Genomic DNA, 15105 nt, shown 5'->3' with positions numbered 1-15105 from the left:
ATATCTAATATTATTATAATAATTTGTAAAGGTAAAATCTACCTTTTAATTTGTAAGACTAACTTCCACTGTTTTATGTATTGGGGTGGAATTTACTTTTGCAATTGAGGTTTTTATAAAAATGTATTATTTTATAATATTTTTTGTTGAATACATTATTACTTTGTGATATACTACACACGTGAGAAAATACACACATTACTTAATTATGGAAGGGTCCCTATATTTGGGCTTCAGTAAGATGATGGTAATGGAGGTAAAAACCAAGGAGGTTATTATTAATGGCAGTTATTTCAATGAAACAATTATTAGAGGCAGGTGTTCACTTCGGACATCAAACTAGAAGATGGAATCCTAAAATGGCACCATACATATTTACAGAAAGAAACGGGATATACATTATCGATTTACAAAAGACAGTAAGAAAAATCGATGAGGCATATGACTTTATTAAATCTGTATCTGAAGAAGGTAAGGACGTCTTATTTGTAGGAACAAAAAAGCAAGCTCAAGAAGCTATTAAATTTGAATCTGTAAGAGCAGGAATGCATTTTGTAAATAATAGATGGTTAGGTGGAATGTTAACTAACTTTAAAACAATTAAAACAAGAATAATGAGATTAGAAGAATTATATAAAATGGAAGAAGACGGGATTTTTGAAGTTCTTCCTAAAAAAGAAGTAAGTCATCTTAAAAACGAAAGAGAAAAATTAGAAAAGAATTTAGGCGGAATTAGAAACATGGATGCAAATAAAATTGGAGCTATATTTGTTGTAGATCCAAGAAAAGAAAAAAATGCAATTTCTGAAGCTAAAATTCTTGGAATTCCTGTAGTTGCAATAGTTGATACAAACTGTGACCCAGATGAAGTCGATTATGTAATTCCAGGAAATGATGATGCTATAAGAGCAGTTAAGTTAATAACTGAAAGATTAGCTGATGCTATTATAGAAGGAAAACAGGGAGAACAATTATCAGAATAATAGTAACTATATTTATCTAATTAAATAATAAGATGATTATTGGTAGGAAAGTTAAGGGGTAGGTGGAAGTTAATTCTTTCATTTACCTTTTAAGTTAGATAGGAATAGGAGGAAATAATAATGATTACTGCAAGCATGGTTAAAGAGTTAAGAGAAAAAACTGGTGCCGGAATGATGAACTGTAAAAGAGCTCTTAGTGAAACGGATGGTGACATGGAAAAATCAGTTGAACTTTTAAGAGAAAAAGGTTTAGCAGCTGCTGCTAAAAAATCTGGAAGGATAGCTGCAGAAGGATTAGTCTGCACATATATTTCAGAGAATATGAAAGTTGGATCTGTTGTTGAAGTTAATTGTGAAACAGATTTTGTAGCTGATAATGAAGATTTTATTACTTTAGCAAAGAACATAGCAATTCAAGCAGTTCAAACGAGTTCTACAACTATTGAGCAATTAGTTAGTGAAAAATACATAGCTGATGCAGCTATGACTATTAATGATGCTGTTACAGCTTTAATAGCAAAATTAGGTGAGAACATGTCTGTAAGAAGATTTCAAAGGTTTTCAATTGAAAAAGGTATAGTTCAAAGCTATGTTCATGCTGGTGGAAGAATAGGCGTTTTAGTAGAATTATCTTGTGAAAAACAGGATGATGTGTTAATTAAAGTAGCTAAAGATATTGCAATGCAGATTGCAGCTGCTAGTCCCTTATTCTTAGACAATACTTGTGTTGATAATGAAACCTTAGAAAAAGAAAAAGAAATATATAGAATTCAAGCAATAAATGAAGGCAAACCTGAAAAAATCGTTGAAAAAATGGTTTTGGGTAGAGTTAACAAATATTTTAAAGAAGTTTGTTTGCTTGAACAAATATGGGTTAAAAATTCTGACTATACTATTAAAAAATATCTTCAAGAAGAATCCAAAAAACTTGGTGCTGACATAAAAGTAACAAGATATGTAAGATTTGAAAGAGGAGAGGGAATACAAAAGAAGGAAGAAAATTTTGCTGAAGAAGTTCAAAGACAAGTTCAAGGCAAATAATAATTAAAGAGAACACTAGGTGTTCTCTTTTTTAAAATAAGCAATACTTTAAAATAGTATTGCTTTAATTCAGGAGGTATAATGTTTATGGAGGTTGCTAAATATAAAAGAATTATGTTAAAGATTTCTGGAGAAGCTTTAGCTGGTGAAAAAGGATTTGGAATAGATTTTGAAATTACAAATGTAATAGCACATCAAATAAAAGAAATGGTTGAATTAGGTGTTGAAATAGGAATAGTTGTTGGTGGTGGAAATATATGGCGTGGTAGAAGCGGCGAAGGCATGGATAGGACTACTGCAGATTATATGGGAATGATGGCAACTTGCATTAATGCTTTAGCACTTCAAGATTCTTTAGAAAATATAGGCGTAAATACTAGAGTACAAACTGCCATTGAAATGAAGGCAGTAGCAGAACCTTTTATAAGAAGAAAAGCAATGAGACATTTAGAGAAGGGTAGAGTTGTTATATTTGCAGCTGGAACTGGTAATCCATATTTTTCAACAGATACAGCTGCAGCACTTAGGGCGGCAGAAATAGAGGCTGAAGTAATTTTACTTGCTAAAAAAGTGGACGGAGTTTACGATAAAGATCCTCACAAGTATAAAGATGCAAAAAAATTTGATCATCTTAGTTACCTTAATGTACTTGAAAAAGAGCTTCAAGTTATGGATTCTACGGCTACATCATTATGTATGGACAATAATATACCAATATTAGTTTTTGGACTGGATAAACCTGAAAATATCAAAAAAGCAATTTTAGGAGAAAAAATTGGTACTTTAGTATCTGCTTCAACTAAATAATCACTATAAATGGAGGAAATTCTATGATTAAAGAAATTATTAGTATCGCTGATGAAAAAATGAATAAGTCCATTACTGTTTTAAAACATGAGCTTTCAAGTTTGAAAGCAGGAAGAGCAAATTCTTCAATGCTAGATAGAATTCGTGTTGAAAGTTATGGAAGTCTTGTACCATTAAGTCAAGTAGCAAATATTTCGTCACCTGAACCTAGAGTATTATTAATTCAGCCATGGGATAAATCTACAGTCAAGGACATTGAAAAGGCTATATTGAAATCTGATTTAGGATTAAATCCGTCTAGTGATGGATCAGTTATTAGACTAATTATTCCTGAACTTACTGAAGAAACAAGAAAAAACTTGATTAAAGTAGTGAAAAAAACGGGAGAAGAAGCTAAAGTAGCTGTAAGATCTATAAGGCGAGATGCTAATGATAAAATTAAGGGCTTGAAAAAAAGTAGCAAAATCACTGAAGATGAAGCTAAAGACGCTGAAAACATTACACAAAAGGAAACAGATAAATTTATTAAAGAGTTAGATAAATTAATTGATAATAAGGAAAAAGAAATAATGTCAGTTTAGTATATAATTTTAAATAGAACCTGCATAACTGCAGGTTCTATTTAAAATTATAACGCAGTTAGAAAAAAGGAGGGAATTTTATTGAAAAAATTATTCGCTTTTTTAAAAAAAAATGAAGAAATAAGTAATGATTATGATTTAGATATGTCCAAAATACCTAGACACATTGCAATAATAATGGATGGAAATGGTAGATGGGCTAAAGAACATAATTTGCCCAGAGCGCTTGGGCATAAAGCAGGTGTAGAGGCAATTAGAAGAATTGTAAAAGAATCAAACAAATTGGGAGTTGAATATTTAACACTATATGCATTCTCAACTGAAAACTGGAAGAGGCCTTTAAAAGAAGTCAATTCTTTAATGAAATTGTTAGTAGATTACTTGAAAAGCGAGATTGAAGAATTAAATGCTAATGATGTTGTAATTAATTCTATAGGCGATATATCTAAATTACCAAAGATATGCAGAGTCGAATTAGACAATGCTTATGAAAAAACAAGAAATAATAAGGGATTAACTTTAAATTTAGCTTTAAATTATGGTGGAAGAAATGAAATAGTAGACGCTGTAAAAGAAATTTGTTTAGATTTAAATAGTGGGAAAATATCAGAAGATAAAATAACTGAGGATATATTTTCAAATTATATGTATACTAGAGATATGCCAGATCCAGATTTAATAATTAGACCAAGTGGAGAATTGCGATTAAGTAATTTTTTATTGTGGCAGAGCGCATATTCTGAATTTTGGTTTTCAAATATTAATTGGCCGGATTTTCATGAAAAAGAGTTGAAACTTGCAATATCAGATTATCAAAAAAGAGATAGAAGATTTGGAAAGGTTAAATAGGGGAGAAAATTATGAATAATAGATATATAGGAGCACTTGTTTTAGCTCCATTAATAATATTTATATTTTTAGGAGGAGATTACTTAAAATATATTGTTATGGTGCTTTCACTTCTGGGGATGTATGAGTTTTATAAGGTTTCTAGAAAAAAACATTATAAGCCTATTGGAATTGTAGGATATATATTATGCATAGTATATTATCTAAATATGGGCAATGATTTTTTATTAAGTTTTAATATATATATTTTAATAGCAGTAACGTTATTATTATTATGTATTCCTGTTATTTATACAAGTTATAATTTCGTAGATATTGCTCTTACTATATTTGGATTTTTATATGTAGCAGTATTTTTTAGTTTTATAGTATTTATAAATAATAAAAGCTATGGTGAATACTTAGTATGGATTATATTTATTTGTTCATGGGGTTGTGATACGGCAGCTTACTATTGTGGAAGAATTTTAGGAAAAGGTGGTAAGCATAAACTATGTCCTAAAGTAAGCCCTAACAAAACAATTGAGGGATCAATTGGTGGGCTCCTGGGGAGCATTATAGGATGCACAATTTATGGATATGTTATATCAAGATATGGTGTGCCTATAAAGTTATATCATTATTCTATAATTGGTGTACTTTGCGGTATTTTTGGACAATTTGGAGATTTAATTGCGTCATCAATAAAGCGATTTGTTGGAGCCAAAGATTACTCGAGTCTTATACCTGGTCATGGTGGAATTTTGGACCGATTTGATAGTATTTTATTTGTGTCTGTAGTTGCATTTTATTATATTACATTTATAATGAAATTATAATTAAGATAAAAAAACAATAAACTTATTTATAATATGTGGGGTAAAAAATCATATATTGTGTAGAATGTAAATAAAACAATCAATTGTAGATTGGCATTCATGACAATATATGATTTTATTGTTAGATAAAGTAATTTGAAGCAATGATTAAATCATATTATGTACTAATATATGTATTAATTATTGAATATAATAATATTAATATTGAATTTAATATAAAATAACATTCTAAATTTAATAATATAGCTATATAATCACCGATAGTATTACTTGCTTTATTTTAATATACAAATATGATATATTATATTCTGTAGAAGAATTAGTAACTAAAAAAATTATTAATAAATGTGAGTGAAAGGTTTAAATAAAATGTAGAAATGAATAATAATCTTGCTCTGTTTATTATTATAAAACTTTATTAGGCATTTAAATTCGAAAAATATATTATGATTATTAAGTTAATTTATGGTATTATTGGATATAATTCTTTGTGAAGCTATTTTGTAGTAATACTAATTTTATTAACATATAAATTATAAAACATAGTTTTAAATGAATGGAGAGATATACGTGAAGAAACTTACTATTTTAGGAGCTACTGGGTCCATAGGAACTCAAACTTTAGATGTTATTCGAAAAGATATTGATAATTTTACTATTGTTGGCATATCCGCTAATATTAATTGGGAAAAAATCATACCAATAATTGATGAATTTAATCCAAAATATGTTGCAATGATGGATATGGGTGCTTCAATAAAGCTTAAAAAATATTGTAGCTCAAAAAAATATACAATTGAAATTTTGCAGGGGTTAGATGGATTAAATTATATAAGCACAATACCGGAAGTTGATATTGTTGTAACTTCAGTTGTAGGTATGATAGGTTTGGTTCCTACTATGAAAGCTATTAATGCAGGAAAAGATATTGCTTTAGCGAATAAAGAAACACTAGTTGCAGCAGGTAAACTAGTTATTGATGCGGCTAGAGAACATCATGTAAATATTTTACCTGTTGATTCAGAACATGGTGCTATTTTTCAATGTTTACAAGGTAATAAATTAGAAACAGTTAACAAATTAATAATAACTGCATCAGGTGGCCCATTTAGAGGCAAATGCAGACAACAACTAATAGACATAAAACCTGAAGAGGCTATTAAACACCCTAAATGGAATATGGGTAAAAAGATATCAGTTGATTCATCAACACTTATGAATAAAGGACTAGAAGTTATAGAGGCACATTGGTTGTTTGGCATTGATTATGAAAATATTCAGGTGGTAGTTCATCCCCAAAGTATAATACATTCTATGGTTGAGTATATAGATGGGAGTGTAATAGCACAGATGAGTTCTACTGACATGAGACTCCCCATTCAGTATGCTATAAACTATCCCCAAAGAATTAAAACTGTTATTAAAGAACTAGATTTTTATAATATGGGTAATTTGACTTTTGATAAACCGGATATGAATACGTTCAAATGTCTTAAATTAGCATTTATGGCAGGAAAAATGGGCGGAAATATGCCTGCTATTATGAATTCAGCGAATGAAGCAGCTGTTGAACTTTTTTTAGACTACAAAATCAAATATCTTCAAATAGAGGATATTGTAGAAGAATGTATGGGTAAATTCGAACACAATGCTAATCCAAATTTAGAAGAAATTTTAGCAATTGACTTAATGGTTAAAGAATATGTAAAAAATAGTTATGATAAAAAATAGGGAGGAAAATTGTTATGTTTAATAGTCTTACAAGCATTATAGTAAACATTCCATATATTATTATGGCTATATTAGCATTTAGTCTTTTGGTTATAATACATGAACTAGGCCATTTTATGTTATGCAAATTAAATGGAGTAAAGGTAAGCGAATTTTCTTTAGGTATGGGGCCTAAGCTTTTTGGAATTAAAGGAAAAGAAACGGAATATTTAATTAAAGCATTTCCTATTGGTGGTTATGTTAAAATGGAGGGTGAAGAGGAATCAAGTGCAGATCCAAGATCGTTTACGAGCAAAACACCGCTTCAAAAACTTAGCATAGTTTCTGCTGGTGCAATTATGAATTTAATACTAGCAGTTGTATTATTTATTTTCGTAGGTGCCGCAAAGGGATATATATTACCAATAGTAGGGCAAGTACTGCCCAATAGTCCTGCAATGAAAGCTGGATTACAAACTGGTGATGAAATTACTAAGGTTAATAAGGTTAATATAGATAGATGGGATGAATTTTTAAACGAAATTTATGTTGCTAAAGGTGGAAATATGAACATTGAGGTTGTTAGAGACTCGAAACTTAAGAAATTTTCGCTTAAACCTATTAAAGATGTAAAAGAAAATAGATATAAAATTGGAATTGGGGTTTCTGGTGTAGAGAAAAAGTTGAACTTAGGTGAATCTATAAATTATGGCTTTGATCAAACTATTAGTACTGCAAAACAAACCTTTGGATTTTTCGGTACTATATTCCACGGAAAATTTTCTGCTAATGACGTAGGAGGACCAATAAGCATAATAAGAATTTCAACAATGTCTGCACAAGCTGGTTTTACAACTTTAATGTATTTTACGGCGTTAATGAGTGTACAACTAGGAATATTCAATATAATACCTTTTCCAGCTTTAGATGGAGGATGGATTTTTATGTTATTATTCGAAATAATAACGGGTAAAAAATTAGATGACAATAAAGTTGGTGTTATAAATTATATTGGATTTATGATTTTAATGGCATTAATGGTGTTAGTAGTTGTTAAGGATATAGTTAGTCCGTTAAAATTCTAGGAGATGAAGTATATGAAGGTTATTAGAGCAAAACAAACAAAGAAGATAAAGATTGGAAATATCTATATAGGTGGAGATTCTAAGATAGCAGTGCAATCAATGACAAACACAGATACAAGAGACGTAGAGGCTACAATAAAACAAATCCTTAAGCTTGAAAAGGAAGGATGCGATATTGTACGTTGTGCTGTGCCTGATATGGTAGCAGCAGAGGCTATTAAAGGTATCATGAAAGGAATTAACATACCACTTGTGGCAGATGTTCATTTTGATTATAGGCTAGCTTTAAAATCTATTGAGAATGGGGTATCAAAATTAAGGATTAACCCAGGCAATATTGGAAGTATAGATAGAATAAAATTAGTGGCAGATGCAGCTAAAGAGAAAGGTATACCTATAAGAATTGGTGTTAATTCAGGATCACTAGAAAAAGATATCCTTCAAAAGTACGGATATGTCTGTGCGCAGGCTTTAGTAGAAAGCGCATTGAGGCATGTTAAAATACTTGAAGATTTAAATTTTTATGATATAGTTATTTCTATAAAATCTTCAGATGTAGTTATGATGATTGAAAGTTATAAAATACTATCGGGAAAAGTTGATTATCCACTACACCTAGGGGTTACTGAGGCTGGTACTACATGGAGAGGAACAATAAAATCAAGCATAGGTATTGGATCACTTTTAGCTGAAGGCATCGGAGACACTATAAGGGTATCATTAACTGGGGATGTAGTAGATGAGGTTAAAGTTGGCAGAGAAATTTTAAAATCGTTAGGTTATATAGATGATGGAATTAAATTTGTATCCTGTCCAACTTGTGGAAGAACTCAAATTGATCTTATAAAAATAGCGAATGAAGTTGAAGAAAGATTGAAATTATGTACTAAGAATATAAAGATTGCAATAATGGGGTGCACAGTTAATGGTCCTGGAGAGGCAAAAGAAGCTGATATTGGCATTGCTGGAGGAAATGGGGTTGGACTCATATTTAAAAAAGGTGAAATAATTAAGACTGTTAAGGAAGAAGATTTAGTTGAAGAACTTATTCACGAGATAAATAAACTATAAAGGTCTTACCAGGAGGAATACTAATGAATGTCAGTCTAGCTGAAATGCTTAAAAATGATTTCAATTTAAATGAAGAATCATTAGTAGATGATATTAAGGTATTGAGAGTTCAATACCTTAAAAAAAGCAATAAATTAAGGGTATTAATTAAATCTCTTGAAGACATAGATGATAATAAAAAGATATTAATTAAAAAGATTATTTTAAAACGATTATGTAAATTTAAGGATATACAACTAATTTGCTATCGAGATGTGTCAGATGCTACTTTAGAGGATGTAAAAGACAAATATTGGTTAGATGTTGTAAATGTTATAGCTACTTCACAACCATCAAGCAAGGATAGTTTGCTTAAATCTTCTAGAATAATTGAAAAAGGTACCCTTAAAATTCAGTGTGGCAATGATTTTATGTGCAAAATCTTGAGGGACAAGAACATAGAAACGCTTTTAAAAAACACCATAAATGATATGTTTGGAGTTAATACTATAGTTAAATTAGAACATAACAGTAAACTTTCAAAAGAAAATTATTTTGAAAAGAAAGAAAAGGAAAATGAAACTATAGTAAAGGAAATAATAAAAAATATTAATATCGAAAATAAAGACAAACCCAAAAATAAAAATAAAGAGAGCAACGGGTATGCATCAAATAAATATAGTAGACCAGGTTATAAAAAAGGTGAAAAAGCTGATGCAAATACCATAATGGGAAGAAACATAAATGATGAAATCACAGAAATAAAGGATATTAATGAAACTTCTGGAATAATATGTACAAGTGGAGATATATTCAAGGTAAATATAATTGAAACGAAAACTGGTAGAATAATAATTACATTTTTTATTACAGATTATTCGAGTTCAATAACAGTTAAATGTTTTCCAAAGCCAAAAGATGTTGAAAAAATAATGGATGAAGTTAAAGTAGGACTGTTTTGCAAGGTACGTGGAGAAGCTAGTTTTGATACTTATGCAAAAGAAGTTGTTGTAATGGCAAGAGATATAGTAAAACTTAAAAAAATAGAAAGAATGGATACCTCACAGGAGAAAAGAGTTGAGCTTCATTTGCACACACAAATGAGTGCTATGGATGGGATGAGTCCTACAACTAAGCTTGTTGAAAGAGCTGCTAAATGGGGACACGCTGCTGTTGCAATAACTGACCATGGTGTAGTACAAGCTTTCCCGGAAGCTATGGATGCTGCTAAAAAGTATAAAATTAAAATTTTATATGGTGTAGAGGGGTATTTAGTCGATGATGGAGTTCCAATTGTCATTAATAATAAAAAAGAAAGTTTAGATGATTGCTATGTAGTTTTTGATATAGAAACAACTGGTCTTTCAAGTGAAAATGACAGCATTATTCAAATTGGTGCAATAAAAATTGAGGGTGGAAAAGTAGTTGATAGATTTAATGAATTTGTAAATCCTGGAATAGACATACCTTATAAAATTGTAGAGTTAACTGGAATTACAAATGACACTGTTTCGGATGCAGCATCTATTAAAGAAATACTTCCTAAGTTTTTAGAATTTGCAAAAAATAGTGTGGTTGTGGCCCACAATGCTGGTTTTGATACAGCTTTTATCAAAAAAAATTCACATCGGTTAAATATGAAGTTTGAAAATCCAATTATGGACACAATTCCTTTAGTTAAATTTTTGTTCAAAGATATTAAAACATTTAAGTTAAATAACGTAGCAAAACATTTGGGAATATCACTTGAAAATCATCATAGAGCGGCCGATGATGCTAAAGCTACTGCAGAAATATTATTACAATGTTTTGATTTACTTAAAGAAAAGAACATTTTAGACTTAGAAACTTTGAACAAAGAATTTTTAGGCGATTTCAATATAAAGAAGGCTAATACTTATCATGTAATTATATTGGTTAAAAATATGATTGGTCTTAAGAATCTTTATAAGCTTATTTCAAAATCAAATTTGGAATATTTTCATAGACGGCCTAGACTTCCTAAAACTGTAATTAAAGAGTATAGAGAGGGTCTTATAGTAGGATCGGCATGTGAAGCTGGACAAGTATACAAGGAAGTATTACAAGGAAAATCTGAAGAAGATATGAAAAAAATAGTAGAATTTTATGATTACTTAGAAATACAACCCCTTTTAAATAATAAGTTTATGATTAAAAATGGTACAGTGAAAGATGAAAATGAATTAATGGACATTAATAGAAAGATATGTTCAATTGGAGAAAAAAACAATTTGCCAGTGGTAGCAACAGGAGATGTACATTTTTTAGAGCCTTCTGATGAAGTCTTTCGAAGAATTTTAATGGCTGGAAAAGGGTTTTCAGATGCAGATGACCAACCTCCACTATATTTTAAAACTACGAATGAGATGTTAAAAGAATTTTCATATTTAGGTGAAAAAAAGTGCAGAGAAGTTGTAATTTATAATCCAAATAAAATCGCTGAAATTATAGAAGTTATAAAACCAATACCAGATGGAACTTTTACGCCTACAATACCAGGGGCTGAAGAGGACATCAGGAAGATGACCTCAGATAAAGTTCATTCTATATATGGAGACCCATTACCTGAGATAGTTAAGAAAAGATTGGATAAGGAATTAAACTCTATTATAGGTCATGGATATGCAGTGCTTTACTTAATAGCTGAAAAATTAGTAGCAAAGTCACTTGCTGATGGCTATTTAGTAGGATCGAGAGGTTCAGTTGGATCTTCTTTTGCAGCTAATATGTCTAATATAACTGAAGTAAATGGACTTCCGCCTCATTATATATGTCCAAATTGCAAAAAAAGTGAATTTATTTTAGATGGATCTATTGGTTCAGGTGCTGATTTACCTGATAAAAATTGCCCTGATTGTGGTACTTTATATAAAAAAGATGGTTTTGATATTCCATTTGAAACTTTTTTAGGATTTGAAGGAGATAAAGAACCAGATATAGATTTGAACTTTTCAGGAGACAATCAAGCAGACATACACAGGTATACAGAGGTACTATTTGGTAAGGGTCATACTTTTAAGGCGGGAACCATTGGAACCATTGCTGAGAAAACTGCTTATGGTTATGTAAAAAAATATTTGGGTGAAAAAGATATCATGGTACCTCAAGCTGAAATAGAGCGGCTTGTACAAGGGTGTACTGGTGTTAAGAGAACTTCTGGGCAACATCCAGGTGGAATAATGGTTGTTCCAAGTGACAATGAGATATATAATTTTTGCCCAATACAGCACCCAGCGGATGACCCAAATTCAGATATTATAACAACACATTTTGATTATCATTCCATAAGTGGCAGGTTATTAAAGCTTGATATTCTTGGCCATGATGATCCCACAATGCTAAAAATGCTTCAAGATTTAACAGGACTTGATCCTCTAACTATTCCATTATCGGATCCTAAGGTTATTAGCTTATTTACGTCCCCAGAGGCATTAGGACTTACTGCTAAAGAATTGGATTGTGAAGTAGGAAGTTATGGCGTACCAGAATTTGGTACAAAATTTGTTAGGCAAATGCTTTTAGATACGAGACCTAAATCTTTTTCTGACTTAGTTAGGATTTCTGGGTTATCTCATGGTACGGATGTATGGATTAACAATGCACAATATTATATTAAAGAAGGTTTTACAACACTTAAAGATTGCATTTCAACAAGAGATGATATAATGGTTTATCTATTACATAAAGATTTGCCACCGAAAACTGCTTTTACTATCATGGAGAAAGTAAGAAAAGGTAAAGGACTTTCAGAAGAACATGAGAAAGTAATGAAAGAGCATGACGTCCCAGATTGGTATATAGGCTCATGTAAAAAAATAAAATACATGTTTCCTAAGGGCCATGCAGTAGCATATGTAATGATGGCTATTAGAATAGCATATTATAAGGTTTATTATCCAAAGGAATATTATGCTACTTTTTTTACTATAAGAGCGAATGATTTTGATGCAAATCTGATTGTAAAAGGTGAAGGAGCTATAAAAGCAAAAATGGATGAATTATCAGCTATGGGTAAAGATATTGGAATGAAAGAAAAAGGTCTTCTCACAGCGCTTGAATTATCTTTTGAAATGTATAAAAGAGGAATAAAACTATTGAATGTAGATCTTTATAAGTCAGAAGCTGTTAAATTTACAATTGAAGAAGATTCAATAAGACCTCCATTTAGTGCCCTTGAAGGTGTAGGAGAAAACGCTGCTAAAAGTATAGTTCTGTTAAGGGATGAAGGAGAGTTTATATCCAAAGAAGATTTGAGAATTCGATGCAAAGTTTCTAAGACAGTTATAGAATCACTAGATAATCATGGGTGTTTAAAGGATCTTCCTGATACAAATCAGTTATCGTTTTTTTAAGGAAATGTAATAAACCCTTGAATTAGCAAATTTTATATGATAGAATAATATATATTAGTTACCATTGGTAATTTATTGTACGAGAGTAGGCCCGCCTACTCTCTATTTATTGAAACGCAACTATTAGTTGCGTTTTAATTATAATAGTTTGATTAAATATGTTAATAATTGTATAAAATATTAATAAAAGGAGGGTGTTAAAGTGAAAAATAATACCTTGTTACAAAAGATTAGAAAAATAACTCAACCTATAGTTGAAAAAAATAATTGCGAATTATATCACTTGGAATATATAAAAGAAGCAGGAGAAAATTATCTGAGAATTTATATAGACAATTCTAATGGAATTTCATTAGAAGATTGTGAAAAAACAAGTAGAGCAATAAGCGAAGTATTAGATGTAGAAGACCCAATAAAAGATAGTTACTGTTTAGAGGTATCCTCCCCAGGAATTGAGAGGATTTTATATAATGATAATCACCTAAAAAAATACATAGGTCAGAATGTACTAATAAACTTTAGTAGTCTATATGAGGGAATGAAAAAACTTGAGGGCAATTTATTAGGATTTTCTGATGCACAAATAGAAATTCAATATGATGGGAATAATATATTTATTCCAAAAGAAAAGATATCCATTGTGAGTTTAAAACCAGTGCTGTAAGGAGGAAGTTAAAATGAATCAGGAATTTATTGAAGCATTGAGAGAAATTGTAGATCAAAAGGGAATTAGTGAGGATTTACTTTTCGAAACTATTGAAGATGCATTAGTTGCAGCATATAAAAAGAATTTTGCTACTCTATCTAATAATAGTCAAAATGTAAAAGTGACAATGAACAGAGAAACAGGTGAGATACACGTTTATGGTCAAAAAACAGTTGTAGAAGAAGTAGTTGAGGAAGTTAATGAAATATCACTAGAGGCAGCAAAGGAATACAGCCCTAAATATGAGATTGATGATATTGTTGATATTGAAGTTACTCCAAGAAAATTTGGCAGAATAGCCGCACAATCTGCAAAACAAGTAGTTGTTCAAAGAATTAAAGAAGCCGAGAGAAATATAATATACAATGAATTTATTACAAAAGAGTTTGATATTATTACAGGAACTGTTATAAGAAAAGATAGAGGCAATGTATTTATAGATTTAGGTAAAATTGAAGCTGTGCTTGGAACTAATGAGCAAATGCCTGGAGAAGAATATAATTTTAATGAAAAATTGAAACTATATATTGTTGAAGTTAAAAACACTACTAAAGGTGCTCAAATAGGGGTATCAAGGACTCATCCAGGTCTTGTAAAACGACTATTTGAATTAGAAGTGCCAGAAGTATTTGGTGGTGTAGTCGAAATAAAAAGTATTTCAAGAGAAGCAGGGTCAAGAACAAAAATTGCAGTATATTCAAATGATGAAAATGTTGATGCTATGGGAGCTTGTGTTGGACCTAAAGGTACTAGAGTTCAAAATATAGTTAATGAATTAAAAAATGAAAAAATTGACATTATTAAGTGGAGTAAGAAATCCGAGGAGTATATTTCAAATGCTTTAAGTCCTGCAAAGGTATTGAATGTAGTGGTTGAAGAAGCTTCTAAATCTGCAAAGGTAATAGTGGAAGATAATCAATTGTCTTTGGCTATTGGAAAAGAAGGTCAGAATGTTAGATTGGCAGCAAGACTAACTGGTTGGAAGATTGATATTAAATCTAGAACTCAAGCACAATATAATATGGATGAAGTTGAAGAAGTAGAAGAAAGTGAAAATAAAGAAGTCGAAAATGAAGAAGTCGAAACCATTACGCAGGAGTAG

General features: G+C 30.4%; 12 protein-coding genes. All 12 read left to right on the top strand.

Annotated features, from left to right (window positions below; translation table 11 throughout):
- Window positions 1-281 precede the first annotated feature (281 nt).
- Window positions 282-983: a 30S ribosomal protein S2 gene (rpsB, locus tag KPL38_RS07400; RefSeq protein WP_216288506.1), complete on the top strand. Its 702-nt coding sequence runs from the start codon at window positions 282-284 to the stop codon at window positions 981-983.
- Window positions 984-1103: 120 nt separating this feature from the next.
- Window positions 1104-2024: a translation elongation factor Ts gene (gene tsf / locus KPL38_RS07395; protein WP_216288505.1), complete on the top strand. Its 921-nt coding sequence runs from the start codon at window positions 1104-1106 to the stop codon at window positions 2022-2024.
- A gap of 87 nt (window positions 2025-2111) precedes the next feature.
- Window positions 2112-2831 carry a UMP kinase gene (gene pyrH, locus KPL38_RS07390; protein WP_216288504.1) on the top strand — a complete coding sequence of 240 codons (720 nt, stop codon included), beginning with the start codon at window positions 2112-2114 and terminating at the stop codon, window positions 2829-2831.
- 23 nt (window positions 2832-2854) lie between these two features.
- The gene (gene frr, locus KPL38_RS07385; RefSeq protein WP_216288503.1) at window positions 2855-3412 is read left to right on the top strand and encodes a ribosome recycling factor; all 558 of its coding nucleotides are present in this window, start codon (window positions 2855-2857) and stop codon (window positions 3410-3412) included.
- A gap of 144 nt (window positions 3413-3556) precedes the next feature.
- On the top strand, window positions 3557-4261 hold the full coding sequence (uppS, locus tag KPL38_RS07380; protein WP_246577860.1) for an undecaprenyl pyrophosphate synthase: 705 nt from the start codon (window positions 3557-3559) through the stop codon (window positions 4259-4261).
- 11 nt (window positions 4262-4272) lie between these two features.
- Window positions 4273-5079, top strand: a complete 807-nt coding sequence (locus KPL38_RS07375) for a phosphatidate cytidylyltransferase (protein WP_216288502.1) — start codon at window positions 4273-4275, stop codon at window positions 5077-5079.
- Window positions 5080-5649: 570 nt separating this feature from the next.
- Complete coding sequence (dxr, locus tag KPL38_RS07370) at window positions 5650-6810, top strand: 1-deoxy-D-xylulose-5-phosphate reductoisomerase (protein ID WP_216288501.1); 1161 nt, start codon at window positions 5650-5652, stop codon at window positions 6808-6810.
- A 14-nt stretch (window positions 6811-6824) separates the two neighbouring features.
- Window positions 6825-7874 carry an RIP metalloprotease RseP gene (gene rseP / locus KPL38_RS07365; protein ID WP_216288500.1) on the top strand — a complete coding sequence of 350 codons (1050 nt, stop codon included), beginning with the start codon at window positions 6825-6827 and terminating at the stop codon, window positions 7872-7874.
- A 12-nt stretch (window positions 7875-7886) separates the two neighbouring features.
- On the top strand, window positions 7887-8945 hold the full coding sequence (gene ispG / locus KPL38_RS07360) for a flavodoxin-dependent (E)-4-hydroxy-3-methylbut-2-enyl-diphosphate synthase (RefSeq protein WP_216288499.1): 1059 nt from the start codon (window positions 7887-7889) through the stop codon (window positions 8943-8945).
- Window positions 8946-8968: 23 nt separating this feature from the next.
- Entirely contained in the window at window positions 8969-13297 is a 4329-nt protein-coding gene (locus tag KPL38_RS07355; RefSeq protein ID WP_216288498.1) for a PolC-type DNA polymerase III, read from the top strand.
- 202 nt (window positions 13298-13499) lie between these two features.
- Window positions 13500-13961, top strand: a complete 462-nt coding sequence (rimP, locus tag KPL38_RS07350) for a ribosome maturation factor RimP (RefSeq protein ID WP_216288497.1) — start codon at window positions 13500-13502, stop codon at window positions 13959-13961.
- Between the two features lie 13 nt (window positions 13962-13974).
- Window positions 13975-15105 (top strand): transcription termination factor NusA, encoded by a 1131-nt coding sequence (gene nusA / locus KPL38_RS07345; protein WP_216288496.1) that lies wholly within the window; start codon window positions 13975-13977, stop codon window positions 15103-15105.

The sequence above is a fragment of the Clostridium psychrophilum genome, assembly GCF_018861705.1.
Taxonomy (GTDB): Bacteria; Bacillota; Clostridia; order Clostridiales; family Clostridiaceae; genus Clostridium_AD; species Clostridium_AD psychrophilum.
This window is presented reverse-complemented; position numbering and strand designations above follow the sequence as displayed.